The following is a 22,974-nucleotide window of genomic DNA, read 5'->3' on the forward strand; positions in this document are numbered from 1 at the left end:
CAGGTGCGCGGATTCGGCGCGGTCGCAGGACCGGACCGAGACAGTCTACCGCGCTCCCGGGCGTGTCGTCGCACCGCCTCGGCCTCAGGCACCCTGCCCCTGCGTGTCGTCGCCGGCGGCGGGCGCCGCGGCCGTGTCCGGATGGATGTCGATGCGCCATCCGGTGAGCTTGGCTGCCAGTCGGGCGTTCTGCCCCTCCTTGCCGATGGCCAGGGACAGCTGGTAGTCGGGCACCACGACCCGGGCCGCCCGGGCCTTGGGGTCCACGACCTCCACGGAGACCACCCGCGACGGCGACAGGGCCGCGGCCACGAAGTCCTGCGGGATGTCGGAGTAGTCGACGATGTCGATCTTCTCCCCGTGCAGCTCGGCCATGACCGCACGCACCCGCGCCCCCATCGGCCCGATGCAGGCGCCCTTGGCGTTGACGCCGGCGGCCTTGGCCGCGACCGCGATCTTGGTGCGGTGCCCGGCCTCGCGGGCCAGGGCGGCGATCTCGACCGTCCCGTCCGCGATCTCGGGGACCTCCAGGGCGAACAGCTTGCGCACGAGGTTGGGATGGGTGCGCGACAGCATGATCTGCGGACCGCGGGGGCCACGCTTGACCGAGACGCAGTAGCACCGGATCCGCTCGCCGTGGACGTAACGCTCACCGGGCACCTGCTCCGAGACGTGCAGCTCACCCTCGACCCCACCGGTCAGCAGCACCTTGACCACGCGCGGGTTGGCGTCCTGCTGGATCACGCCCGAGAGGATGTCGCCCTCCTTGCCGGCGAAGTCGCCGAGGACGCTCTCGTCCTCCAGGTCCCGCATCCGCTGGGTGATCACCTGGCGGGCCGTCGCCGCCGCGACCCGCCCGAAGTCGGCCGGGGTGTCGTCATACTCCCTGGGCTCGGGGCGGGGCTCCCCCTCGACGACGGGGCCGAGGTCCTCGGTGGCCCAGACGGTGACCTTGCCGGTCTTGCGGTCCAGCTCGACGCGAGCCCGGCGCGCGGCGCCCTCGGTCTTGGAGTAGGCCAGCAGCATCGCGTCCTCGAGGGTCCGGAACAGGACGTCGATGGGGATCTCGCGCTCGCTGGCGAGCATGCGCAGCACGGCGATGTCGATGTCCATCAGTTCTTCTCCTCGGTGGCGCGGGCGAACTCGACCTGCACCTGGGCGCGGGTGACGTCGGCGTAGGACAGCTGCTCGGTGGTGGTCGTGCCCTTGGTGGTGACCTCCAGGGTGACCGTGTCGGGGCCGGCTGCGACGATGCGACCGGTCACCGAGCCCTCGGCCGTGGTGGCCTTGAGCAGACGACCGACGTTGCGCCGGTAGTGCCGCGGCTCGGTGAGCTGGCGGTCGACGCCCGGCGAGCCCACCTCCAGCACGTAGGGCTGCTCCCCCATCACCTCGGACTCGTCCAGCACGTCGCCCACGACGCGCGTCGCGTCCGCCACGAGGTCGAGGTTGAGCGGCTCGATCGGGGTGGTCTCGTCGGCCGGTGGGGCGGTGACCAGGTCGGTGTCGACCGTCAGTCGCACGAGACGCCGACGGCCCACCTGCTGGACCGTCAGCTGCTCGACCATGAGACCCAGACCGGCGAGCGCGGGTGCGAGCAGCTCCCGCAGGGACTGCTCGGTGCCCTTGGTGACCATGGGATTGCCTCCGCCTCGTGATGTGTCGTTGACCAGGTGCCCGGCAGCCGGTCGCGCCAGGTCACCCGTGCCGGATCGGGCGCCGAGACCTGGTCCTCAGGTGTCGCCGCCGGAATGCCCTGGGCTCCCGGCAAAGTCCACACCCTATGTCATCTCGGCGCCACCACAGTAACGGCTGGATCCAGGCACCTGGGCGCCACGGCGCGGCCGACCCACCGAACCACGACGTCGGGGTGGGAGGATCGCCGCATGGCCGACCTTGATCCCGCGACGCAGCCACAGCCCGGTCGTCAGGCCCCACGCCCGGCGACCGAGCCCGTTGCCGGGGTCGAAGGCAGGGACCAGACCGCATCACCCACGGACGGCGAGGCGATCCCCGACACACCGGCCGCCGACGCGACGGCCCAGCCCGCGGGTGGCCCCGCTGCCCGACCGACGGCCGAGGCGACACCCCCGGCCACGGCCACTCCTCAGACCCGCCCGGACACCGACCCCGCACCTGAGCCGAAGGCCGCAGCGGACCCCGCACGACCGGCAGCCAGCCCACCGGCCGAGGAACCGGCCAAGGAGACCGGGAAGCCCACCACCGACACGAGCAGCGCCGCACCCCGACCCACCCCGGACACCGACCCCGCACCTGAGCCGAAGGCCGCAGCGGACCCCGCACGACCGGCAGCCAGCCCACCGGCCGAGGAACCGGCCAAGGAGACCGGGAGGCCCACCACCGACACGAGCAGCGCCGCACCCCGACCCACCCCGGACACGGACACCGCGCTCCGGCCTCAGGCGGCCGCCACCCCCCAGGCCGCACCGCAGGAGGCCGGTCGGGCTGTCTCAGGCACGGATGGCGGGACACCCCCCGCGACGCCGCCCGGTGTCGCAGCTCCCGCCTCGGGGGCCGACCCGGTGGGGCCGCAGGCGCCGGAGAAGCGGATTCCTCGACGAGGGGCGCTGGGCCTGGGCGCGCTGGCGCTCGGGGCCGTCCTGCTCACCGGGACGCTGCGCAGCTGTCGGGTGCGGCTCGAGGACGACGCCCCGCACGTGCCGCTGGTGCCGACCCGTGAGCCGACGCCGGACGAGGGGTTGCTGGTGCAGGCCTGGGCGGACGCGGTGCGACTGGGCCGTATGGCGTCCGCGGCCGGCGCCTCCGGCGCAGCGGCGGCGAGGCTGCACACCGCCCAGGCCGCGACCCTGGACCAGGTGCTGCGTGATCGCCGGGTGCCGCGGGAGATTCGTTCCAGGGGGACGGCCGCCGCGTCGACGGTCCCGAGCGCGGCCCCCGCGACGGGCGGCGCCGCCACCTCGGCGCCGGGCACCGCGGCGCCCGGGCTTGCGGCTGCCGAGGCAGCCGCGTGGGCCGCCGCGGCCGTGGACGCGCTCGCCCATGCCCAGGCGCCGCAGCTGCCCCTGCTCGCGTCCGTCGCGGTCTGCCGGGCCCGGCTCGCCGACCTGGGGGGCGCCCGGGTGCCCTGGCCGGCCTGGGACGACGCCCCCTCCCCCGTGGACGCGACGCTGGTCGCCGCCCTGCGGGAGGCGAGGTTCTACCTGGAGGTGGCGGCGGCCCGGACGCCAGGGGCCTCCCGCGCACCGGTGCAGCGCGAGCTGGCCCGGGTGACGGCCCTGGTCGTGCTGCTCCAGAGCCGGGCCGGAGGTGCGGGACCGGCCTCGGCAGGAGACGGGGGACCCGGTCGCGCGGTGCGCGTGGACCCGACACCGACATCGTCCGCGGACGCCGGGACGACGCCGGCTCCCGAGGCCCGTGCCGCCTGGCCGCTCCCCTTCCCCGTCTCCGACGCGACGGCCGCGCGCCGGCTGGTCGCGCACGCGCTGCGCACCCTGGAGCTGCGTCTGGGCGCCGCCTGGCCCGCCGCGGCGGGTTCGCGCGAGGCCGTGGTGTCGGTGAGCCGGCTGGTCCACGCCACGGTGGCCGCGGGCGAGGCCTGGGGCGTGCCGTTGCGCGCCTTCCCGGGGCTCGCGCCGTGACCTCCCCCGGGGCGCCAGGCCCGCTCGTGCTTCCCCCAGGGCTGGTCGCTGCGGTGCGCGGCCGACCGGCCGACGACGTCGGCGAGAGCGACCGTGACGGGCGATCCCTGCCGGACGGGGACACCTGGCTGTCGCAGCTGCCCGCCCTGGTGGCGGGGCTGCTCGCGGACTGGCGGCTGCGGATCGACGGGCCGATCCTGCACGGCGCGTGCGCGCTCGTGCTGCCCGTCAGCCGCCCCGGCACCCGAGCGGTCCTGAAGGTGTCCTGGCCCCACGAGGAGGCGCGACACGAGCACCTGGCCCTGCGGGCCTGGGACGGGCGGGGCGCGGTGCGGCTGCTCGCGGCGGACCCTGCGCGCTGGGCCCTGCTGCTGGAGCGCCTCGACCACGAGCGCGACCTGACCACGGAGCCGGTGCTGGACGCCTGCGAGGCGATCGGGGCGCTGCACGCCGCCCTCGACCGTCCGGCGCTCGCCCGGACCGGCACCGCGTCCGCCTGGTGCGGGCGGATCGCCGCCCGGCTGCAGGACGCGCCCCCCTGCCTCCCCCGCCGGCTGGTCGACCAGGGGCGGCACCTCGCGCGGGAGCTGGCGGCCGACCCGCAGGTGGACGCCCGTCTCGTCCACGCCGACCTGCACTACGAGAACGTGCTGGCCGGGCACCGACCCGGCGCGGTCGGCGGCTGGCTGGCCGTCGACCCCAAGCCGCTCGCGGGAGAGCCCGCGCTCGCCGTCGCCCCCCTGCTGTGGAACCGGTGGCAGGAGGCGACCGGGGCGCACAGCCTGCGCAACCACCTGCGGTTCCGCGTCGACCACGCCTGCGAGCCCATGGGCGTCGACCCGGAGCGCGCCCGCCGCTGGGTGGTGCTGCGCGAGCTGGACAACGCCTGGCATGCCGCCCGTGCGGCGACCGGGCAGCAGCGGGTCACCCAGGCGATCACCGTCATCAAGGCGATGACCGGCTGACGGCTCAGGCACCCTGCCGGGCCGCAGCCAGGGCGGATACCAGCTCCTGGACGGTCCGGACCCGGACGCCGGGGGCGAGCATCCCTGCGCGGGCGAGCAGCTCGGTCGCCTGCACCTGCCAGGGATGCCGCAGCCGGGCCCGGGCCACCAGCTCCCGGTCGGCGAGCACCTCGGCCACCGGCCCCTGGACGACCGTGCCGTCGGCGACGACCGCCGCCTCGTCGGCCCACGCCAGCGCCGCGTCCACCTCGTGGGTCGACAGCACCACGGTGGTGCCGTGCTCCTCCAACCGCCCGAGCGCGTCGAGCATCTCGTCGACCCCGCGCGGATCCAGACCGGCAGTGGGCTCGTCCAGCAGGAGCAGGTGGGGACGCATGGCCACGGCTCCGGCGGTGGCAGCCCGCTTGCGCTCGCCGTACGACAGCTGGTGGGTCGGTCGGTCGGCGAGATGCTCGATGCCCAGGAGCGCCAGCGCCTCCCCCACCCGCTCGCGGACCTGCTCGACGGGCAGCCCGAGGTTCATCGGCCCGAAGGACACGTCCTGGCGCACGTCGGCGCTGAACAGCTGGGCGTCCGGGTCCTGGAGCACCAGCTGCACGCGCTGCCGGTGCGCCCGCAGCCCCTTGCGCGAGTGGTCGACCGCCTCGCCGTCGACATACACCTGACCGGCCGCAGGCCGATGGCTTCCTGCGAGGCAGCGCAGCAGGGTGGTCTTGCCGGACCCGTTGGCGCCGAGGATCGCCAGCCGCCGTCCTCCCGTGACCTGCAGGTCCGCGCCGTGCAGGACCTCCGGGCCGCCGGGATAGCCCGCCCGCAGCCCGCGGGCGACGAGCCGGTAGACCTCGGGGTCGAGCCGGCCGTGGTGGCAGCCGGGTCCGCGATGGCTCATCGTGACCCCAGCGCCCAGGACGAGGCCGGGACGACGGCGATCAGCAGCAGCGTCGCGACGACGAAGACCGGGGAGTGCCGCTCGGTGCGGGGCAGGGTGAGCAGCGCCGTCTCGTAGCCGCGGCCCGCGAGCCCCTCCTCCAGCCGCCGGGCCCGGTCCCACGACCGGGTGAGGACCGCTGCGGCGAGCATCCCCGCCGAGCGCAGGGAGGTCCGCCACCCGTGGTAGCCCAGGCGTCCCGCCTGCGCCTCGCGGATCTGCCCCTGGGCGTCCAGGAGGACGAAGAGCAGGCGGTAGGTCAACGAGGCCACCTCCACGCAGGCGTCGGGCACCCGCAGCCGCCGCAGCGCCGTCAGCAGGTCCACGATCGGGGTCGTGGCCGCGAGCACCAGCACGGCCAGGGTCCCGGCCAAGGCGTGCGCGGTCAGCCCGGCGGCCTCGAGGACCCCGCGGTGCGTGACGGCCAGCCAGCCCAGGCGCAGGTACGCCGGCTCCGCCCGCGGCGCACCGAGGCTCACCGCCACCGAGACTGCGCTGAGCACGATGAAGGCGAGCGGCGCCCGGACCGCCCGGGCGACCAGACCCGGCGGGACCCGCGCCCCCAGCAGGAGCACCAGCAGGCTGGCGACGGCGACGATCACGGACCCGGGCCAGGGCGGGAGCACCAGCGCCACGGCCATCAGGCCCAGGCCGAGCAGCGCCTTGTCCGCCACCGCGCGGGAGCGCCAGGCCCCCGCCCACGCCGCGTCGTCGATCGCCAGGCCGCCGGCCACGTCAGCTCCGGCCGCCGGTCTCGGAGCTCGTCGGTCGTGATCCGGCGAGGGCGCCGCCCGTCGGGAGCGACGAGGCCGACCCCGACCCTGCGTCGTGCCGAGAGCGGTCGCGGCGGCCGTGCAGGCGGCCGACGACGTAGCCGAGCGCACCGGCCCCGATCGCCGCCTGCATCGCGAACAGCCCCGACTCCACCTCGCTGCTCGACGGCTCGAAGACGCTGTGGAACCACGGCCGGTAGCCGGGGTCGGCCGCGTCGATCGCGGCCGTGGCGGCCGAGTCGGTCCCGCCGAAGCGCTCGCCGTCCGGGGCGCCGCCACGGGCGACGGCGAAGGGCAGCGCGAAGAGCACGACCAGGGCCAGGACGCAGCCGAGCGTGATCCACCGGGCCCGGGTCATGCGAGCACCTCCGGGCGCTGGACGACCGGGCGCTCCTGGTCGGCGGCGAGGACCCCGAGACGGACGAGCTCGGGACGGGCGGCGTCGGCCAGGACCCGGAACACCAGGACCCCGAGGAAGCCCTCGGCCAGGGCCAGCGGGATCTGGGTGACGGCGAAGATCGAGAGGAACTTGCCCAGGGCGCCGAGCACCCCCGTGGCGTGGTCCGGGTGCGCGAGCGCCAGCTGCAGCGAGGTGGTGCAGTAGGTCGACAGGTCGGCCAGGGCCATGGCGAGGAAGACCCCCACCAGCTGGGGAGCGCCGAGTCGGCGGGCCGCGGCATACGCCCCGTAGCCCACCCAGGGGCCGACGACCGCCATGCTCATGACGTTGGCACCCCAGGTGGTGATCCCGCCGTGGGCGAGCAGGAGGGCCTGGAAGATCAGCACGATCCCGCCGAGGAAGGCCATGACGGGCGGGCGGAACAGCACGGCCCCGAGGCCGGTGCCGGTGGGATGGCTGGACGAGCCGGTGATCGAGGGGAGCTTGATCGCCGACAGCACGAAGGTGAAAGCACCCGCGGCCCCGAGCAGGAGGCGGTTCTCGGGGGTCTCGCGGATCTCGCGGACGACCTGACGGCCGCCGTGGACGACGAAGGGGGCGGCGAGCGCGGTCCAGGCCGCGGCCTGCAGCGGGGGCAGATAGCCCTCGGTGATGTGCATGGACACTCCTTCTGGGGGGATGACGCGTCCCGGTGGAGGTGGCCGAGGGGGCAGTCTCTGGCTCGCGCGGGCACCGGCCCGCGCTCACAGTGGCGCGACCGCGCCGGGCTCTCACCGGCTTCCTGCGCACCCTCGGGATGACCCTCGGAGTATGCCACAGCGGCAATTGATGATAATGCTTCTCAAATCTTCCGCGGTGTCGCGCCTGTTGCCGACCGACGCCCGGGCTCTACGCTCGTCCCATGTCCGCCACGGATGCCACGGCCCTGCCCTCCCTGCTGCACCCCCCGCTGGAGCTCCGCACCGAGCGACTCCTCCTACGACCCTGGCGCCCCGAGGACCGGGCACCGTTCGCGACCCTCAACGCCGATCCCGAGGTGATGGCCTACTTCCCCACCCTCCTGTCCCAGGAGGAGAGCGACGACCTCGCGAACCGGTTCGACAAGCACGTCCGCGCGCGGGGCTGGGGCATGTGGGCGGTCGAGGTGGTCGGTGGGGAGCCCTTCGTCGGCTTCGTGGGGCTCGACCGGCCCCGATTCGCCGCACCATTCATGCCCTGCATCGAGATCGGCTGGCGGCTGGCCCGGTCGGCGTGGGGGCAGGGCTATGCCACCGAGGCGGCGACCGAGGTGCTCCGCGTCGCCTTCGAGGTCCTGGGGCTCGAGGAGGTGGTCGCCCTCACCTCCTCGATCAACCTGCGCTCCCGCGCCGTGATGCAGCGACTGGGCATGACGCACGACCTCGCCGACGACTTCGAGCACCCGCTCGTCGCGGCCGACGACGTCCTGCGCCACCACGTGCTGTACCGCGCCCGCCGGGGCGTCACCACCACCGCCGGGTCCGACCTGGGCACCCCGGCGGCCGAGGGCCGGGCCTGACCGGATCGTCCCGACCCGGTCGCCGCCCCGGCCTGCCCGACCTCGACCGCCGGACCTAGCCCCCGGGAAGCCGGGTGACCTGCGAGCGCTGGGGCGCGGCGATCCCGACACGCTCGTCCCAACGGTCGAACTCGATGCTCCCCGCGTCCGGTCCCGCCGTCGTCTGCACCTTGAGCAGCCGGCCGCTGCCGTCCGCCGCCACCACGAGGGTGGTGACACGCCCGAGCGCGAGTTCCCGGGCGCGCCGGCCGGCATAGGACACCGAGGTCATCCGCATCGGCGCGCGGTGCCCGGTCAGTCGCTGGACCGCGTCGACGAAACTGCCCACCCCGAGGATGCCGAGCTGGGTCGCGGAACCGCTGGACAGCCGCACGAACCGGCCACGGGCCGCCGTGGTGGTGCGCGGCGACCGGACGTACGTCACGCCGTCGACGCGGCGGATCTCGACGGGCGGCTGGGTGCCGACCGACACCGTGCCCTGCAGCATCAGCCCGTCGCGCGTGCCCGCGAGGTCGAAGGTCATCGGGAGCCCGCCGTGGTTGAGCGTCCCGACCGCGTGCAGGCTGGAGGCCGCGGCGAGGAAGCGAGACACCTGGTCGAGCACGGCTTCGGCCTCGCCCGGCCCGGCCTGCGGGCCGTCGCCCCCCGGCATCGTGGGGACCGGGAAAGGACCTCCCGGCGGGACGGTGGGCGCGGGCGAGGGCGTCGATGGACGCCCCGACGGCGCGGGGGTGGACGGTGCGGCGCCGGACGGGGTCGGTGGGAGCTCGAGCGGCTCGCCCGTGCAACCCCCCAGCAGGAGCGCGCAGGTCACGGCGAGCGCGCCGACCGTCGTGGCGGTGACGCGTCGTGCACCCCTCATGCTCGGCTCCCTCTGCGCCCGGCAGCCCGGGGCCGCCGTCGGTCAGGCGTCGTAGTCCAGGCTGACGGTCTCGGTGAGCGGGTGGGCCTGGCAGGCCAGCACGATGCCGGCGGCGACCTCGTCAGGCTCGAGGGCGTAGTTGCGGTCCATCCGCACCTGCCCCTCGACGACCCGCGCGCGGCAGGTTCCGCAGACCCCACCCGTGCAGGAGTACGGCGCGTCCGGCCGGGCCCGCAGCGTCGCGTCCAGGATCGTCTCCGCGGCGTCCGTCATCACCACGTCGGTGGTGCGGCCGTCGAGGTTGACGGTGACGCGCGCCAGGACGCCCGCCGCCGCGGGCTCGGCGCCCTCGCCCGGGTCCTGGGCGGCGCGGGGCTCGTCGTCCACGTGGAAGACCTCGTAGTGCACGTGGTCCGTGACGACGCCCTCGGCGGCCAGCACCTCGCGGGCGTTCTCGACCATGGAGAAGGGACCGCAGAGATACCACTCGTCGACCGAGTCGACCGGCACGAGCGTGTCCAGGATGCGACGTAGCCGCGGCTCGTCCAGCCGCCCGCTGAACAGCTCCACGTCGCGGGCCTCGCGGGACAGCAGGTGCATCAGCTGGAACCGCTCGCGGTAGCGGTTCTTGAGGTCCTCGAGCTCCTCGAGGAACATGATCGTGCTGGTGGAGCGGTTGCCGAACATCAGGGTGACCCGGCTGTCCGGCTCCTCCTCGAGCGCGGTGGTCAGCAGCGACAGGATCGGGGTGATCCCGGACCCGGCAGCGATCGCGCAGTGGTGTCGGCCGCGGGTCGGGTCGGTGGGGACCACGAAGGACCCGGTCGGCGGCATGACGTCCAGCACGTCGCCCGCCGCGACCTCGTCGATCAGCCAGGGTGAGAGGGCACCCCCGGGGACCCGGCCCACGGCCACGCGCAGCCGGCCCGCCGCGGCCGCGGTGCCGCGCGACAGACAGATCGAGTAGGACCGGCGCTGCTCGCCGCCGCCGACCTCGCGGCGCACGGTGAGGTGCTGCCCCGGCTCGAAGGCGAAGGTCTCCCGCAGCTCCTCGGGCACGGCGAGGCTGATCGCCGCGGCGTCGTCGGTGAGCCGCTCCACGTGAGCCACCGTGAGCGGGTGGAACTGCGGGCGCGGGCGGGCGGGCTTGCTCAGCAGAGCCATCTGTCAGATCACCTTGAACTCGTCGAAGGGCTCGCGGCAGGCGTCGCACCGTCGCAACGCCTTGCACGCGGTGGACCCGAAGCGGGCCACCTCGGTCGTCCGGTCGCTGCCGCAGTGCGGGCAGGACACCTGGTGGCGGGACAGCGTCACCGGCACCGGGCCGGCCGCCGCCTCGGCGGCCCCGGCGGTGGGCGGGGCGATCCCGAACTCGCGCAGCCGCTCCCGACCGCGCTCGCTCATCCAGTCCGTCGTCCAGGCGGGCGACAGCTGGGTGGTGACCTCCGCGACGAGCCCGCCCTTGCGGGCCTCGTGGCGCACGAGGTCCTCGATCAGCCCCATGGCCGGGCAGCCGCTGTAGGTCGGGCTGATGACGACCCGCACGACGCCGGCGGCCTCGTCCACGTCGACCGACCGGACGATCCCGAGGTCGTCGATGGTGATGACGGGGATCTCCGGGTCGGGGATGGCGCGGATGGCATCGGCCACCGCCGCCACCGTGGTCACCAGGTGGCGCCGGGGTGCGAGCGCGCGATGTGCTGCATCTCGGCGAGCAGGTAACCCATGGGCCGGGCGTGGATGCCGCGGCGCCCGTCGCGCGAGCGCCAGCGCGAGGGCTCGGCGGGGGTCAGGGTGGCCTCGGCGAGCACGTCCTCGACATACGCCCGGACCTCGTCCTCGACCTCGCCGGGCCGCACCCCGACCCCGGCCTCGGCCGCCGCGGTCTCGGCCGCGGAGTCGTCGAACAGCTCGGCGACGTAGGGTTCCACGGCCTGCAGACCGGCCTGCATGCGGCGGTGGGACTCCTCGGTCCCGTCACCGAGGCGGACCACCCAGGTGCGGGCGTGGTCGCGGTGGTAGGCCAGCTCCTTGACGGCCTTCTCCGCGACGCCGCGCAGCGTCTCGTCCGCCGAGGTGGTCAACCGCTGCATGACCGCCAGACGGGCCGTGGCGAACCACAGCAGCCGGGCCATCTCCACGGCGAAGTCGCCACGCTCGATCTCGACCAGGTGGACCGAGCGGAACTCGCGCTCGTCGCGCAGGTAGGCCAGGTCGTCCTCGGTGCGTCCGGTGCCGTCGGCCTGACCGGCGTAGGTCAGCAGCGCACGGGCCTGGCCGAGCAGGTCGAGGGCGATGTTGCCGAAGGCCATGTCCTCCTCGATGGCAGGGGCACGGGACACCCACTCCCCCAGGCGCTGGGTGTAGACGAGGGCGTCGTCGGCGAGGCCGAGGACGTAGGTCGCGAGGTCGACAGGCTCGGCGACGGTGCGCGAGGGGCCGGCGATGGTGGTGTCGCTCACAGGTATTCCACGTCCTCGGGGACGTCGTAGAACGTCGGGTGGCGGTAGACCTTGTCGGCGCTGGGGTCGAAGAAGGACCCGCGCTCGTCCGGGCTGGACGCGGTGATCCGCTCGGCCTCGACCACCCAGATCGACACGCCCTCCTGGCGTCGGGTGTAGAGGTCTCGCGCATTGTGCAGGGCCAAGGTGGCGTCGGGAGCGTGCAGCGAACCCACGTGGACGTGGGACAGGCCTCGCTTGGCGCGGACGAACACCTCGAACAGGGGCCAGGAGGCCTCGCTCATGCTGCATTCTCCTTCGAGCGCGAGGCCTGCTTGGCGGCGTACGCGTTGGCGGCCTCACGCACCCACGCACCGTCCTCGTGAGCCGCGATGCGGTGGCTCATCCGCTCGGCGTTGCACGGGCCGTCACCCTTGAGCACCCGCCAGAACTCCTCCCAGTCGATCCGGCCGAAGTCCCAGTGGCCCCGCTCCTCGTTCCAGCGCAGGTCCGGGTCGGGCAGGGTGATGCCGAGCTTCTGGGCCTGGGGGACGGTCATGTCCACGAACTTCTGACGCAGGTCGTCGTTGCTGAACCGCTTGATCCCCCACGCCATGCTCTGCGCGGTGTGCCCCTGCTGGGCGGCCTGCCCGGAGTCCTCGGGGCCGAACATCATCAGCGCGGGCCACCACCACCGGTCGGCGGCGTCCTGCGCCATGGCCCGCTGCTCCTCGGTGCCACGGGCGAGGACCCACAGGATCTCGAAACCCTGGCGCTGGTGGAAGGACTCCTCCTTGCACACCCGGATCATCGCGCGGCTGTAGGGGCCGTAGGAGCAGCGGCACAGTGGCACCTGGTTCATGATCGCGGCGCCGTCGACGAGCCAGCCGATCGCGCCCACGTCGGCCCAGGTCAGCGTGGGGTAGTTGAAGATCGAGGAGTACTTCTGCCGGCCGGCGTGGAGCCTGTCGAGCAGCTCGGCCTTGTCGACGCCGAGGGTCTCGGCCGCGGAGTAGAGGTAGAGCCCGTGGCCGGCCTCGTCCTGCACCTTGGCGATGAGGATGGCCTTGCGCCGCAGGCTGGGGGCACGGGTGATCCAGTTGCCCTCGGGCTGCATGCCGATGATCTCGGAGTGCGCGTGCTGGGCGATCTGGCGGATCAGCGTCTGGCGATAGCCGTCCGGCATGTCGTCACGCGGCTCGATCCGCAGGTCCCGGCGGATCAGGTCGTCGAACGACGCACCGTCACCCGGGACGCGGTCCGCCTCGGCAGCGGCCCCGCGGGCCTTCGCGTAGTCGTCGGTCTCCGCCGCGTTGAGCGGCTCGTCCGGGTCGATAGCGTCCGGGTCGATGACGTCGTTGCCATACATGTCCAGAAGTATCCCTGGCCCGGCCCCGCCCTGCAAAAGGATCGTCGGCGCGCCCCGGTCTGCGAGGATCACCCAGGTGAGCGACCACCAGCACGAGCACCCCTCCCCCCTCGGCCCGCAGGCCGACGCGAGCGTCCGCGAGGCGCGGGTCAACGACGCACCTGCGGTGGGCACGGTCCAGTCGGCCGTATGGCGGGAGGGCTTCGCCGGGCTGGTCCCGGCCGAGGTCCTCGCGGGGTTCGAGCCCCTGCCCTTCGCCCGCGCCTGGCGCGCGTCGCTGGAGCGGCCGCCGTCGCCGCGGCACCGACTCGTGGTGGCGTGCGCGGGCGACCAGGTGGTGGGCTACGCCGCGATCGGCCCGTGCGAGGACCCCGACGCCGAGCCCGGGGACGGAGAGCTGCTGGAGCTCGGGATCCACCCCGACGCCCGGCACCAGGGCCACGGCAGCCGCCTGCTCAACGCGGCCGTGGACCTGCTGCGTGAGGCGAGCTTCCTGCATGTCTATGCCTGGGTGCCCGCCGGGCTCCCAGGGTCGCGGGCCTTCCTCGAGGCGGCGGGCCTGCGGCCGGACAGCGCGCGCCGGGAGCGGGTGGTCGGCCCGGACGAGCGGGACCTGCTGCGCGAGGTGCGGCTCACCTGCGCACTGGGCTGACCCCCGCCGTGCCCGGCTGTCCCGTGGCGAAGGTGATCTCGCCGAGGGTGATGGGCAGGATCGTGTAGGTCGCCCGGATGTGCTGCTCCACGAGCTCGGCCGCCCGCTCCCCGTCGCCCGCGGACACGGCGTGGTAGATCGCCTCGTGGTGCTCCTGCAGCGAGCTGCGGAAGCTCTCCCAGTCGGCGAGCGAGCGCTCGGCGTCCAGGATCGGTCGCCGCAGGGACTCGCGCACCGCGACCGTCATGTCGGTGACGAGCCGGTTGTGTCCGCTCTCGGCCAGGACCACGTGGAACTCCGTGTCGAGCGCGTTGAACTCGTCCTGGTGGACGGCGGGGTCTGCCATCCGGTCGAGCAGGGCGCGCAGGCGGTCCCGGCCGGCGTCGTCCAGGCGCCGGGCGGCGAGGGCGACGCTGGAGCGCTCCAGCGCGACCCGCGCCTCGACCACCTCGTCCACGGGATACTTCGCCAGGGCGACGTGGAGCTTGAGCAGCCGGGACAGGGCAGCGCTGCGCATGTCGGTGATCCGGGTGCCGGCGTCCTTGCCCGCCCCGACCGCCGACGTCACCACACCCTGGGCCTCCAGCGCCCGGATCGCCTCGCGCACCGCGGACCGGCTCACCCCCAGCTCGGCCGCCAGGTCCCGCTCCGGAAGCAGGTGCGTGCCCACCCGCAGGCTCCCGTCGAGGATCCCCGTCTCGACGTGGTGGATGACCGTCTCGTAGGCCTTCATGTCCCGCATTGTGTCAGTTTCCGGAGCCCCGACAGGACCCTGGGCCCTTGAGGTGGTCATACCGATTCATGCATAGTAGTCCCTAAAGGTCTGACCATCCAGAAAAGGTCTGATCTTTTGCCGAGAACGATGGAGTTCCCATGATCTTTCGACCCGACCCGGCCCCGGTGGGAGGCAGCCTTGCACTCTCGGCGCTGGTCGCCTGCCTCCCGCTGGCGACGATCTTCGTCGCCCTCGGTGCCCTGCGGTGGCGGGCGTGGACCTCCGGCCTGGCCGCGCTCGCCGTGTCGCTCCTGGTCGCCGTGCTGGCCTACCGCATGCCTGCCCCCCTCGCCCTGCTCTCGGCGTCCGAGGGCGCGGTCTACGGCCTGTTCCCCATCGTGTGGATCGTCTTCACGGCCATCCTGCTCCATCAGGTCACGGTCGCCAGCGGCCGGTTCGAGGACCTGCGCGGGGTGTTCGACCTGATCAGCGACGACCCGCGCGTGCAGGCGATGCTGATCGCCTTCTGCTTCGGTGGTCTGCTGGAGGCCCTGGCCGGCTTCGGCGCGCCGGTCGCCATCACCGGTGTGATGCTGATGGCGGTGGGCTTCTCGGCCCTGCGCGCCGCGACCGTGGTGCTGCTCGCCAACACCGCCCCCGTCGCCTTCGGCGCCATCGCCATCCCGATCATCACCGCGGGCGACCTCACCACGATCCCCTACACCCAGATCGGCGCGTATGTCGGACGCCAGACCCCGATCCTCGCGGCCTTCGTCCCGGTGTTCCTCTGCCTGCTCGCCGACGGCCGCCGCGGGGTCCGCGACCTGTGGCCGGTCGCCCTCGTCACCGGGCTGTCCTTCGCGGCGGCCCAGTGGGTCTCGGCGACCTGGCTGTCCGTCGAGCTCACCGACGTCATCGCCTCGCTCGTCGGTCTGGGCGCCGCCGTGCTCCTGCTGCGCGTCTGGCACCCGCCGGGCGGCGCCGACGCCCTCGCCCGGCTGCACGCCGACCGGGACGCGCAGCGGGCCGTCGTGACCGAGGAGGAGCGCCGCGGGCCGGCCGCGGACACCGAGGGGCGCACCCTCCTGCCGGCCGCGCGCGTCGGGATGGCGCTGTTCCCCTACCTGCTCGTCATCGTGGTGTTCTCGCTGTCCAAGCTGGTCATCCCCATCAAGGACCTCCTGACCGGCACCGACCTCAAGATCCACTGGCCCGGCCTGGACGGGCACGTGCTCACCGCCGCCGGCAAGCCGTCGACCTCGACGGTCTACACCCTGCAGTGGCTGTCGAGCCCCGGGACGATGCTGCTGCTGTGCGCCCTCGTCGTCGCACTCGTCGACCGGGTGCCCGCGGCCGCCCTCGGCCGGGAGGTCACCCGGACCCTGCGCACGCTGCGCTGCTCCGCGCCGACGATCGCCTCGGTGCTGTCCCTCGCCTACGTCATGAACCAGTCCGGGCAGACCATCACCATCGGCACCTGGATCGCGGGCACGGGCGCGGCGTTCGCCTTCCTGTCGCCGGTGCTCGGCTGGCTCGGCACCGCCGTCACCGGCTCGGACACCTCGGCCAACGCGCTGTTCGCGACGCTGCAGCAGACGGCCGGCAAGAAGGCCGGCATCGACCCCACCCTGCTCGTCGCCGCCAACACCTCCGGCGGCGTCGTGGGCAAGATGGTCTCCCCCCAGTCCCTCACCATCGCCGCCACCGCCGTCGACCTGCTCGGGCGCGAGTCCGAGATCCTGCGCCGGGTGCTGTGGTGGAGCCTCGGCCTGCTGGCGGTCCTGTGCCTGATCGTCGGGCTGCAGTCGACGCCGGTGCTGTCCTGGATGCTGCCGTGACCGACCCCGGAGGACTCCCCATGACCCAGCACGACCCCTCCCCCCGGGCGGATGCCCGCCCTGGCGAGGGACTGACCGTGGCGCTGTTCGCCACCTGCATCAACGACACGATGTTCCCCTCGACCCCGCGGGCCGTGGTCACCCTGCTCGAGCGGCTCGGCTGCCGGGTGGAGTTCCCGCCCGAGCAGACCTGCTGCGGGCAGGTGTTCACCAACACCGGCTATCTCGACGAGGCCATGCCGTCGGTGCGCACCTACCTGCGGGCCTTCGAGGGCTACGACTACGTCGTCGGCCCCTCCGGCTCCTGCGTCGGGTCGGTGCGGGACCAGCACCCGATGCTGGCCCGCCGCGACGGCAGCAGCGAGCTCCAGCGACGCGTCGCCGGCGTGGTGACCCGCACCTACGAGCTGTCCGAGCTGCTCGTCGACGTCCTCGGTGTCACCGACGTCGGGGCCTACTTCCCGCACCGGGTGACCTACCACCCGACCTGCCACTCGATGCGGGTGACCAAGGTCGGCGACCGGCCCCTGCAGCTGCTGCGCGCGGTCAAGGGCATCGAGGTCGTGGACCTGCCCGACGCCGACCGCTGCTGCGGCTTCGGCGGGACCTTCTCGATGAAGAATCCCGACGTGTCCGTGGCCATGGCGGGCGACAAGGCCCAGCACGTGCGCGAGACCGGTGCGGAGTACGTCGTCGCGGGCGACAACTCCTGCCTGATGAACATCGGCGGTGTGCTCGGTCGGCAGCGTTCCGGCATAAGCCCCATCCACCTGGCCGAGATCCTCGCGAGCACCGAGGACGAGCCGACGGGAGACCCACGATGACGACCCCACCCCCGCGCCGCACCCCGGCGCCGCCGCCCGGGGAGCTGGTCGACAGCCCGGCCTTCCCGCACGCCGCACGCCGCGAGCTCGCCGACCCGGTGCAGCGCAAGAACCTCCACCACGCGATGACCACGATCCGCACCAAGCGCGAGCACGTGGTGGCCGAGCACGCCGAGTGGGAGGAGCTGCGGCTCGCGGGCGAGGCGATCAAGAACCGCACCCTGCGCCACCTGGACCACTACTTGCTGCAGCTGGAGGAGTCGCTGACCCGGGCGGGCGCCACCGTGCACTGGGCGAGCGACGCCGAGGAGGCCAACCGGATCGTCGTGGACCTCGTGCGCGCCAAGGTCGGCGACCAAGCCGTCGCCGAGCGCACCGCCGAGGTGGTCAAGGTCAAGTCCATGGCCACCCAGGAGATCGAGATGAACGAGGCCCTCGAGGCCGCGGGCATCGCCGCCTGGGAGACCGACCTGGCCGAGCTCATCGTCCAGCTGGGTCACGACCGCTCCTCGCACTTCCTGGTCCCCGCGATCCACCGCAACCGCGCCGAGGTCCGCGAGATCTTCCGCGACGAGATGGGCCGCTACGGCCGCCCCGCGCCGCAGGACCTGGACACCGACCCCGCCCACCTCGCGGGCACGGCCCGGCTGCACCTGCGGGAGAAGTTCCTGCGGGCCAAGGTCGCCGTCTCCGGGGCGAACTTCGCCGTGGCCGAGACCGGCACGCTGGCCGTCGTCGAGTCCGAGGGCAACGGGCGCATGTGCCTGACCCTGCCCGAGACCCTGATCTCGGTGGTGGGCATCGAGAAGGTCGTGCCCACCCTCGAGGACCTCGAGGTCTTCCTGCAGCTGCTCCCCCGATCCTCCACCGCCGAGCGGATGAATCCCTACACCTCGCTGTGGACCGGACCCGCGGCGGGCGACGGACCGCAGGAGATGCACGTGGTGCTGCTGGACAACGGACGCACCAAGGTCCTCGCCGACGACGTCGGACGCCAGGCGCTGCGCTGCATCCGCTGCACGGCCTGCCTCAACGTGTGCCCGGTCTACGAGAAGGTCGGCGGGCATGCCTACGGCTCGGTCTATCCCGGACCGATCGGGGCCGTGCTCACCCCGCAGCTGCGCGGCACCGCGTCGGGCGTGGACCGCTCGCTGCCCTTCGCTTCCACGCTGTGCGGCGCGTGCTTCGACGTGTGCCCGGTGCGCATCCCGATCCCCGAGCTGCTCGTCCACATGCGCGCCAAGGTCGTCGAGGCCACGAAGGCCGACCAGGTGCCCCACTCCGAGCCCGCCGTCGTGGCCAGCGCCTCCTGGGTGATGGGCGACCACCGTCGCTGGGGGGCGGTCATGAAGGCCTCGGGCCTGACCGGGCGCGTCCTCGGCCGTCGCTTCGACCACTTCGGGACGCTGCCCTGGCCGCTCTCCCGTTGGACGGGGGCTCGCGACGTCCAGATGCTCCCGACCGAGTCCTTCCGCGACTGGTGGGCCCGGGAGCGTGGCGACGACCCGCACCGGCAGGCAGGAGCGGAGCGATGAGCCGCGATGCCATCCTCGGCCGCATCCGCACGGCCCTCGCCGACGTCCCCCGGTCGACCCCGGAGGCCGACGTCGAGGTCGCGTGGCGGTACGGCCGACCCACCGAGATGCCCGACGTAGTCGGGCGATTCGCCGAGCGGGTCGAGGACTACCGCGCCGTCGTCGAGCGCTGCCCGGCCGACCAGGTGCCGACCCGCGTGGCATCCGCCCTCACCGCCCACCGGGTGCAGACGGTGGTGCTGCCGGACGGGCTGGACCCCGCCTGGCGGGGCGCCGTCGAGCAGGCCGGGGTGCGGACCCTGCGGGACGACCGGCTCACGTCCGCCGCCCTCGACGGCGTCGACGCGGTCGTCACCGGCTGCGCCGTCGGGGTCGCCGAGACCGGCACGATCATCCTCGACCACGGACCGGACCAAGGGCGGCGGGCGCTGTCCCTCGTGCCCGACGTGCACGTCTGCGTGGTCCGCGCCGACCAGGTCGTCTCCGACGTGCCCGAGGCGGTGGCGCGCCTCGCGCCCTCGCTGCGGGCGGGTCGCCCGGCCACCTGGATCAGCGGCCCGAGCGCGACCAGCGACATCGAGCTCTCCCGCGTCGAGGGGGTCCACGGCCCTCGCACGCTGCACGTGATCGTCGCGCAATGACCTGCGCCTGCGCAGGCGGCATACCGTCTCCGGGCCCTATCGTCAGGTCCATGGACCGTATGCCGATCCGGATCCGCGTCGGAGACACGACGCTCACCGGCACCTTGGACGACTCCCCCGCCGGCCGCGTGCTGGCCGCCCGGCTGCCGCTGACCGGACGTTTCCGGGACTACCAGGGGGTCGAGGTGATGACCACCCTCGCCGAGCCGCTCACCGGGCTCGACCTGGCCGGGGAGCACGAGCCGGCGCCGGGCGAGATCGCGTGGTACGAACCGCTCGGGGTGCTCGCGATCTATCACGCCCCCGTCGGCCCCTGGTCGCAGCTGGTCCGCCTCGGGCAGGTCGACGACCATGCCGCCCTGCCGGGGCTGGGTCGGCGGTTCACCGCCACCCTCGAGCAGGCCTGATCCTCAGGCGGTTTCGCTTGGCGCGGCCCACGAGGCGACGCAGGCGGACGCCGGGCGCCACCGTCGATGGTTGGATGCCGAGGTGACCGCGACGGACCCCACCCCCGAGCCCGGAGGCGGCACGTCCCGAGCCGCGTTCGCGCGCTACTGGGCGGGGGCTGCCATCAGCTCGGCGGGGACAGCGGTCACGGCCGTGGCGATGCCGGTGCTGGTCGTCCAGCACCTCGCGGCGTCGCCCACCGAGGTGGGCCTGGTCAACGCGGCCCAGCTCGTGCCGTATGCCGCGCTCGGCCTCGTGGCCGGCGCCTACGTCGACCGGTGGCCGCGCAAGCCGGTGCTCGTGTGGTCCAGCGTGGGGCGGGCCGTCTCGTTGGCCGCCATACCTGCGCTCGGGCTGACGGGGTTGCTCGACGCATGGATGCTGGTCGTCGCGCTCCTGGCCTTGGGCAGCTTCTCGGTGTTCGGGTTCGCGGCGACGCAGTCGCTGCTGCCGCTCCTGGTGCCGCGCGGGCAGCTCGTGACGGCGAATGCCCGCCTGGACCAGACGGACTCGGCTGCGCAGACGCTGGGGCCGGCTGCTGGCGGGGCGCTGGTCGCCGCGATCGGTGCACCTCTGGCCGTGGCCCTCGATGCCGTCAGCTACGCGGTCGAGGCCCTGCTCGTGGCCGGCATGGAGGTCGTCGAGCCTGCGCGCCACGACACGCGGCGGCGCCTGCACGAGGAGGTCCGTGAGGGGCTCTCCTGGACCTATCGGCACCCGTCGCTGGGACCGCTCGCCCTGTCGACGCACACCTGGTTCCTCGCCAACGGCATCGCGATGACGACCTTGGCCCTGCTCGTGCTGCGGACGATGAGCTTCAGCCCGGCGGCCTACGGGGCGCTGCTCACCTGCTCCGGGCTGGCCGGCCTCGCCGGCACCTTCGCCGCAGCTCGGCTCGGGCGCAGGCACGGGTCCGGACCGGTGGTGGTGGCCGCGCGGGCGGCGTACCCCCTCGCCTGGGGCCTCGTGGCGGCGAGCACGCTCGTGCCGCACGCCGACGTCGTGGTCTTCGTCGCGCTGGCGATCCTGGGCGCCGCCATGGGCGTCAGCAACGCCAACGAGATGGGGCTGTGGCAGTCCCAGACCCCTGATGTCCTGATGGGTCGCGTCAACGGCGCCCGCCGCTCGGTCAACCGGACCCTCGCCGCTGCCGGGTCGGCGGCCGCGGGCATCCTCATCACCCTGACCGGTGTCCACCTCACCCTCGTCGTCGCCGTCATCGGCTTCGGCATCGCCGCCTGGCTCACCGCGCGCGGCATCGCCCGCTCCACGGAGGATGTGGCGGCCGGCACCGGGCGCTGAACGCCCCCCCGCGAGCCCGGGCAGCCACCTGGGGCGGGCAGCACGGGCGGCCCGGGGGTCAGCGGGGCAGGTCGTCAGCCCACTGGCGCAGGAGAGCGTGCACGGCGTGAGGGCGGTCGAGATGGACGTTGTGGCTGGCGCCGTCGAGAGCGGCGTACGTGGCGTGGGGATACCAGGCCCGGACGAGATCGTGCTGATCCTCGTAGCCGACGACGTGATCCTGCCGGCCCGTGACGACCAGCGTCGGGCCGGCGAACACTCCTGCGTTGGAGTCCAGGTGCGGGTCGAGGAAGTAGCGGTCTCCCAGGCGGTTCATCGCGTCCTGACGGGCCGCTCGGATCCCTGGCAGGGCGAAGGCCGAGAACAGGTCCCACGTCGCCCGCGTCTGGCGGGCCGTCATGGCGGTGAAGTCGGCTCGGTCTGCTGCCGCGAGTGAGGCGAGGAGCCCTTCGTCGCGTTCGACGACCTCGAAGGCGGGCAGGGTGCGGCGGGAGGGGTCGGGGTCGACGACGGGAGCGATGAGGGCGAGCCCGAGCACCTGACCGGGCAGGACGGCGCGCACGTGGCGTGCGAGGAGCCCGCCGAGCGAGTTCCCCAGGAGCGCGAAGGGTTCGACGCCCACGAGCTCTCGGATCTGGCCGACGAGCCAGTCCGCGAGCTCAGGCAGCCCACCCGGGGCGGGCAGAGCCGGCGTCTGCCCGAAGCCCGCCAGATCGAGGTAGAGCCGTTCCAGACCGCCGGAGCCGGCGAGGGCCGGGTCCACGGCGAGGAGCAGACGGTGATCGACCCCGTTCCCGTGCAGGGCTACCACGGGCACACCGGATCCGCGCCGCTCGACGAAGGCTCTGGGCCAGCGTGCAGGGGACGGTGCAGCAGCCATGCGCGAGACCCTAGCCAGCCGCCTTCGCCCGCCGCGACCCGAGACACGAGCGGGCGAGCGTGGCGGCCCGTCGACCTGGTGCGCGGGCTAGGAGACCGGCACCCGGAAGAGGCCATCGCGCGGCCAGGGGTCCGTGCGGAGGCGACCGTAGGTCAGGACGTCGATGCGCTGCCCGTCCACGAGGAACTTGGCGCGCTCCGTCCCCTCGTGCACGAATCCCGCGGCCAGGGCGACCCGCGCCGACGCCGGGTTGTTGACCCGGTGTCCCAGCTCGAGCCGCTCGAGACCGCCCTCGCCGAGCGCCCAGTTCGCCACGGCAACGGCCGCGGCCGACGTCCAGCCACGACCACGGTAGGAGGCATTCATCCAGTACCAGAACCAGCCGCTCCGGTTCTCGTGGTCGACGTTCACCGCCACGAGCCCGACCAGCTCGTCATCCACGACGGCCCAGGGCCGGCACCCCGACCCGGAGGCCAGCAGGCGCCCGACATACGCCCGGGCCTCGCCCAGGTCTCGCACGGTCCCCTGTCGGGCCATGGCGGCATCGCTCGCGAAGGCCCGCAGCACGGCCTCGGCGTCGCCGGCCTCCAGCGCCCTCAACCCACCGCGGCTCATGCCCCGAACCCTAGCCAGGGGCGCGCCACCTCGACACCTGGACTCGACGATCGGCTCGGTGGGCGCGGGATCGTCGCAGGCGCCGCTCGCCGGCCCCGACAGCAGGGAGACTGACGGCCATGAGTCTGGACAGGCAGCCGACCCTCACCGGGCCGACCCTGCGACTGCGCCCCCTGACCGACGCCGACCGCGAGGCGCTCTACGCAGTCGCCGGCGATCCCCTGATCTGGGAGCAGCATCCGTCCGACCGCTACCGGCGTGTCGAGTTCGACGAGTTCTTCGACGATGCCCTGAGGTCGGGCGGCGCGCTGGTCGTCGAGACGCTCGACGGCGACGTGATCGGCACCTCCCGGTTTCACGTCCCGGGCGCGCCGGGGCCCCTTGAGATCGGGTGGACCTTCCTGGCGCGGTCCCACTGGGGCGGCAGCACGAACCAGGAGCTGAAGCGCCTGATGCTGGACCACGCCTTCGGCGCCGTCGGTCGCGTGCACTTCTCCGTCGCGCCCCACAACTACCGCTCGCGACGTGCTGTGGAGAAGCTCGGCGCGACCTGCCTGCCGGATCTGCGCCCCGATGGACATGTCGTCTACGAGCTGCGGCGGAGCGACTGGCACGCCGTATGACGGCTCG

General features: G+C 73.8%; 27 protein-coding genes and 1 riboswitch. Of the genes, 11 read left to right on the forward strand and 16 right to left on the reverse strand.

All coding sequences use genetic code 11. The features are described 5' to 3' along the window. Positions 1-84: 84 nt before the first annotated feature. The 3 genes from nusA to ACK2IS_RS11010 all read right to left on the reverse strand — a co-directional run bounded on the left by nusA (position 85) and on the right by ACK2IS_RS11010 (position 2,407). Positions 85-1,113 carry a transcription termination factor NusA gene (gene nusA, locus ACK2IS_RS11000; protein WP_409483372.1) on the reverse strand — a complete coding sequence of 343 codons (1,029 nt, stop codon included), beginning with the start codon at positions 1,111-1,113 and terminating at the stop codon, positions 85-87. Beyond that, the gene (rimP, locus tag ACK2IS_RS11005; protein WP_409483373.1) at positions 1,113-1,637 is read right to left on the reverse strand and encodes a ribosome maturation factor RimP; all 525 of its coding nucleotides are present in this window, start codon (positions 1,635-1,637) and stop codon (positions 1,113-1,115) included. Before rimP ends, nusA begins: the two co-directional genes overlap by 1 nt. 470 nt (positions 1,638-2,107) lie before the next feature. Then, entirely contained in the window at positions 2,108-2,407 is a 300-nt protein-coding gene (locus ACK2IS_RS11010; protein WP_409483374.1) for a hypothetical protein, read from the reverse strand. 136 nt (positions 2,408-2,543) lie between these two features. On the opposite strand from ACK2IS_RS11010, the gene ACK2IS_RS11015 reads away from it, so the two are divergent. Both ACK2IS_RS11015 and ACK2IS_RS11020 read left to right on the forward strand, forming a co-directional pair. Further along, a complete protein-coding gene (locus ACK2IS_RS11015; RefSeq protein WP_409483375.1) occupies positions 2,544-3,620 on the forward strand; it encodes a hypothetical protein in 1,077 nt (358 codons plus the stop codon). Beyond that, complete coding sequence (locus ACK2IS_RS11020; protein ID WP_409483376.1) at positions 3,617-4,585, forward strand: aminoglycoside phosphotransferase family protein; 969 nt, start codon at positions 3,617-3,619, stop codon at positions 4,583-4,585. Before ACK2IS_RS11015 ends, ACK2IS_RS11020 begins: the two co-directional genes overlap by 4 nt. Positions 4,586-4,589: 4 nt before the next feature. Here the strand turns inward: ACK2IS_RS11020 and ACK2IS_RS11025 are convergent, their stop codons facing one another. From ACK2IS_RS11025 to ACK2IS_RS11040, 4 genes are read right to left on the reverse strand one after another with little or no spacing between them, the layout of a single operon-like run. Beyond that, positions 4,590-5,474, reverse strand: a complete 885-nt coding sequence (locus ACK2IS_RS11025; protein WP_409483377.1) for an energy-coupling factor ABC transporter ATP-binding protein — start codon at positions 5,472-5,474, stop codon at positions 4,590-4,592. Further along, positions 5,471-6,247, reverse strand: coding sequence for a cobalt ECF transporter T component CbiQ (cbiQ, locus tag ACK2IS_RS11030; RefSeq protein ID WP_409483378.1), 777 nt, complete (start codon positions 6,245-6,247; stop codon positions 5,471-5,473). The genes ACK2IS_RS11025 and cbiQ overlap by 4 nt, the downstream gene beginning before the upstream one ends. A 1-nt stretch (position 6,248) precedes the next feature. Then, the gene (locus ACK2IS_RS11035; protein WP_409483379.1) at positions 6,249-6,644 is read right to left on the reverse strand and encodes an energy-coupling factor ABC transporter substrate-binding protein; all 396 of its coding nucleotides are present in this window, start codon (positions 6,642-6,644) and stop codon (positions 6,249-6,251) included. Further along, entirely contained in the window at positions 6,641-7,345 is a 705-nt protein-coding gene (locus ACK2IS_RS11040) for an energy-coupling factor ABC transporter permease (RefSeq protein ID WP_409483380.1), read from the reverse strand. Before ACK2IS_RS11040 ends, ACK2IS_RS11035 begins: the two co-directional genes overlap by 4 nt. Before the next feature lie 31 nt (positions 7,346-7,376). Then, positions 7,377-7,506: riboswitch (cobalamin riboswitch) on the reverse strand. Positions 7,507-7,587: 81 nt separating this feature from the next. On the opposite strand from ACK2IS_RS11040, the gene ACK2IS_RS11045 reads away from it, so the two are divergent. Then, complete coding sequence (locus ACK2IS_RS11045; RefSeq protein WP_409483381.1) at positions 7,588-8,223, forward strand: GNAT family N-acetyltransferase; 636 nt, start codon at positions 7,588-7,590, stop codon at positions 8,221-8,223. A 55-nt stretch (positions 8,224-8,278) separates the two neighbouring features. Here the strand turns inward: ACK2IS_RS11045 and ACK2IS_RS11050 are convergent, their stop codons facing one another. The 6 genes from ACK2IS_RS11050 to paaA all read right to left on the reverse strand — a co-directional run bounded on the left by ACK2IS_RS11050 (position 8,279) and on the right by paaA (position 12,895). Then, positions 8,279-8,875, reverse strand: coding sequence for a hypothetical protein (locus tag ACK2IS_RS11050; RefSeq protein WP_409483382.1), 597 nt, complete (start codon positions 8,873-8,875; stop codon positions 8,279-8,281). Between the two features lie 252 nt (positions 8,876-9,127). Continuing rightward, on the reverse strand, positions 9,128-10,249 hold the full coding sequence (gene paaE / locus ACK2IS_RS11055; RefSeq protein WP_409483383.1) for a 1,2-phenylacetyl-CoA epoxidase subunit PaaE: 1,122 nt from the start codon (positions 10,247-10,249) through the stop codon (positions 9,128-9,130). Positions 10,250-10,252: 3 nt separating this feature from the next. Next, the gene (gene paaD, locus ACK2IS_RS11060) at positions 10,253-10,735 is read right to left on the reverse strand and encodes a 1,2-phenylacetyl-CoA epoxidase subunit PaaD (protein ID WP_409483384.1); all 483 of its coding nucleotides are present in this window, start codon (positions 10,733-10,735) and stop codon (positions 10,253-10,255) included. A 14-nt stretch (positions 10,736-10,749) separates the two neighbouring features. Further along, positions 10,750-11,547 carry a 1,2-phenylacetyl-CoA epoxidase subunit PaaC gene (gene paaC, locus ACK2IS_RS11065; RefSeq protein WP_409483385.1) on the reverse strand — a complete coding sequence of 266 codons (798 nt, stop codon included), beginning with the start codon at positions 11,545-11,547 and terminating at the stop codon, positions 10,750-10,752. After that, on the reverse strand, positions 11,544-11,831 hold the full coding sequence (gene paaB / locus ACK2IS_RS11070; protein WP_409483386.1) for a 1,2-phenylacetyl-CoA epoxidase subunit PaaB: 288 nt from the start codon (positions 11,829-11,831) through the stop codon (positions 11,544-11,546). The genes paaC and paaB overlap by 4 nt, the downstream gene beginning before the upstream one ends. Further along, the gene (gene paaA / locus ACK2IS_RS11075) at positions 11,828-12,895 is read right to left on the reverse strand and encodes a 1,2-phenylacetyl-CoA epoxidase subunit PaaA (RefSeq protein ID WP_409483387.1); all 1,068 of its coding nucleotides are present in this window, start codon (positions 12,893-12,895) and stop codon (positions 11,828-11,830) included. Before paaA ends, paaB begins: the two co-directional genes overlap by 4 nt. 76 nt (positions 12,896-12,971) lie before the next feature. Here paaA and ACK2IS_RS11080 point away from each other — a divergent pair, with 76 nt between their 5' ends. Beyond that, positions 12,972-13,547 carry an N-acetyltransferase family protein gene (locus ACK2IS_RS11080; protein WP_409483388.1) on the forward strand — a complete coding sequence of 192 codons (576 nt, stop codon included), beginning with the start codon at positions 12,972-12,974 and terminating at the stop codon, positions 13,545-13,547. Here ACK2IS_RS11080 and ACK2IS_RS11085 read toward each other — a convergent pair. Beyond that, entirely contained in the window at positions 13,528-14,280 is a 753-nt protein-coding gene (locus ACK2IS_RS11085; RefSeq protein WP_409483389.1) for a FadR/GntR family transcriptional regulator, read from the reverse strand. The two genes, ACK2IS_RS11080 and ACK2IS_RS11085, sit on opposite strands and share 20 nt — an antisense overlap. 140 nt (positions 14,281-14,420) lie before the next feature. On the opposite strand from ACK2IS_RS11085, the gene ACK2IS_RS11090 reads away from it, so the two are divergent. From ACK2IS_RS11090 to ACK2IS_RS11115, 6 genes are all read left to right on the forward strand, one after another. Then, positions 14,421-16,100 (forward strand): L-lactate permease, encoded by a 1,680-nt coding sequence (locus ACK2IS_RS11090; RefSeq protein WP_409483390.1) that lies wholly within the window; start codon positions 14,421-14,423, stop codon positions 16,098-16,100. Between the two features lie 20 nt (positions 16,101-16,120). After that, entirely contained in the window at positions 16,121-16,924 is an 804-nt protein-coding gene (locus ACK2IS_RS11095; RefSeq protein ID WP_409483391.1) for a (Fe-S)-binding protein, read from the forward strand. After that, on the forward strand, positions 16,921-18,459 hold the full coding sequence (locus tag ACK2IS_RS11100) for a lactate utilization protein B (protein ID WP_409483392.1): 1,539 nt from the start codon (positions 16,921-16,923) through the stop codon (positions 18,457-18,459). Before ACK2IS_RS11095 ends, ACK2IS_RS11100 begins: the two co-directional genes overlap by 4 nt. Next, complete coding sequence (locus tag ACK2IS_RS11105) at positions 18,456-19,100, forward strand: lactate utilization protein C (RefSeq protein ID WP_409483393.1); 645 nt, start codon at positions 18,456-18,458, stop codon at positions 19,098-19,100. Before ACK2IS_RS11100 ends, ACK2IS_RS11105 begins: the two co-directional genes overlap by 4 nt. 50 nt (positions 19,101-19,150) lie before the next feature. Then, positions 19,151-19,507 (forward strand): cyclophilin-like fold protein, encoded by a 357-nt coding sequence (locus tag ACK2IS_RS11110; RefSeq protein WP_409483394.1) that lies wholly within the window; start codon positions 19,151-19,153, stop codon positions 19,505-19,507. A gap of 82 nt (positions 19,508-19,589) precedes the next feature. Beyond that, positions 19,590-20,849, forward strand: a complete 1,260-nt coding sequence (locus ACK2IS_RS11115) for an MFS transporter (protein WP_409483395.1) — start codon at positions 19,590-19,592, stop codon at positions 20,847-20,849. Between the two features lie 58 nt (positions 20,850-20,907). Here ACK2IS_RS11115 and ACK2IS_RS11120 read toward each other — a convergent pair whose 3' ends face one another. Both ACK2IS_RS11120 and ACK2IS_RS11125 read right to left on the reverse strand, forming a co-directional pair. Continuing rightward, positions 20,908-21,729, reverse strand: a complete 822-nt coding sequence (locus ACK2IS_RS11120; protein ID WP_409483396.1) for an alpha/beta fold hydrolase — start codon at positions 21,727-21,729, stop codon at positions 20,908-20,910. 87 nt (positions 21,730-21,816) lie between these two features. Next, a complete protein-coding gene (locus ACK2IS_RS11125) occupies positions 21,817-22,344 on the reverse strand; it encodes a GNAT family N-acetyltransferase (RefSeq protein ID WP_409483397.1) in 528 nt (175 codons plus the stop codon). A gap of 119 nt (positions 22,345-22,463) precedes the next feature. On the opposite strand from ACK2IS_RS11125, the gene ACK2IS_RS11130 reads away from it, so the two are divergent. Beyond that, a complete protein-coding gene (locus ACK2IS_RS11130) occupies positions 22,464-22,967 on the forward strand; it encodes a GNAT family N-acetyltransferase (protein WP_409483398.1) in 504 nt (167 codons plus the stop codon). Positions 22,968-22,974: the final 7 nt, after the last annotated feature.

The sequence above is a fragment of the Arsenicicoccus dermatophilus genome, from assembly GCF_046267915.1.
Classification (GTDB): domain Bacteria; phylum Actinomycetota; class Actinomycetes; order Actinomycetales; family Dermatophilaceae; genus Arsenicicoccus; species Arsenicicoccus dermatophilus_A.

Excerpts from the sequence above, each read along its gene's own strand:
- ACK2IS_RS11130 (WP_409483398.1), top strand. The coding sequence starts at position 22,464 with ATGAGTCTGGACAGGCAGCCGACCCTCACCGGGCCGACCCTGCGACTG.
- ACK2IS_RS11050 (WP_409483382.1), bottom strand. The coding sequence starts at position 8,875 with ATGCCGGGGGGCGACGGCCCGCAGGCCGGGCCGGGCGAGGCCGAAGCC.
- ACK2IS_RS11110 (WP_409483394.1), top strand. The coding sequence starts at position 19,151 with ATGGACCGTATGCCGATCCGGATCCGCGTCGGAGACACGACGCTCACC.
- ACK2IS_RS11090 (WP_409483390.1), top strand. The coding sequence starts at position 14,421 with ATGATCTTTCGACCCGACCCGGCCCCGGTGGGAGGCAGCCTTGCACTC.
- ACK2IS_RS11085 (WP_409483389.1), bottom strand. The coding sequence starts at position 14,280 with ATGAAGGCCTACGAGACGGTCATCCACCACGTCGAGACGGGGATCCTC.
- ACK2IS_RS11045 (WP_409483381.1), top strand. The coding sequence starts at position 7,588 with ATGTCCGCCACGGATGCCACGGCCCTGCCCTCCCTGCTGCACCCCCCG.
- paaA (WP_409483387.1), bottom strand. The coding sequence starts at position 12,895 with ATGTATGGCAACGACGTCATCGACCCGGACGCTATCGACCCGGACGAG.
- ACK2IS_RS11125 (WP_409483397.1), bottom strand. The coding sequence starts at position 22,344 with ATGAGCCGCGGTGGGTTGAGGGCGCTGGAGGCCGGCGACGCCGAGGCC.
- nusA (WP_409483372.1), bottom strand. The coding sequence starts at position 1,113 with ATGGACATCGACATCGCCGTGCTGCGCATGCTCGCCAGCGAGCGCGAG.
- paaE (WP_409483383.1), bottom strand. The coding sequence starts at position 10,249 with ATGGCTCTGCTGAGCAAGCCCGCCCGCCCGCGCCCGCAGTTCCACCCG.
- rimP (WP_409483373.1), bottom strand. The coding sequence starts at position 1,637 with ATGGTCACCAAGGGCACCGAGCAGTCCCTGCGGGAGCTGCTCGCACCC.
- ACK2IS_RS11035 (WP_409483379.1), bottom strand. The coding sequence starts at position 6,644 with ATGACCCGGGCCCGGTGGATCACGCTCGGCTGCGTCCTGGCCCTGGTC.
- ACK2IS_RS11105 (WP_409483393.1), top strand. The coding sequence starts at position 18,456 with ATGAGCCGCGATGCCATCCTCGGCCGCATCCGCACGGCCCTCGCCGAC.
- ACK2IS_RS11040 (WP_409483380.1), bottom strand. The coding sequence starts at position 7,345 with ATGCACATCACCGAGGGCTATCTGCCCCCGCTGCAGGCCGCGGCCTGG.
- ACK2IS_RS11095 (WP_409483391.1), top strand. The coding sequence starts at position 16,121 with ATGACCCAGCACGACCCCTCCCCCCGGGCGGATGCCCGCCCTGGCGAG.
- ACK2IS_RS11120 (WP_409483396.1), bottom strand. The coding sequence starts at position 21,729 with ATGGCTGCTGCACCGTCCCCTGCACGCTGGCCCAGAGCCTTCGTCGAG.
- ACK2IS_RS11100 (WP_409483392.1), top strand. The coding sequence starts at position 16,921 with ATGACGACCCCACCCCCGCGCCGCACCCCGGCGCCGCCGCCCGGGGAG.
- paaB (WP_409483386.1), bottom strand. The coding sequence starts at position 11,831 with ATGAGCGAGGCCTCCTGGCCCCTGTTCGAGGTGTTCGTCCGCGCCAAG.
- ACK2IS_RS11025 (WP_409483377.1), bottom strand. The coding sequence starts at position 5,474 with ATGAGCCATCGCGGACCCGGCTGCCACCACGGCCGGCTCGACCCCGAG.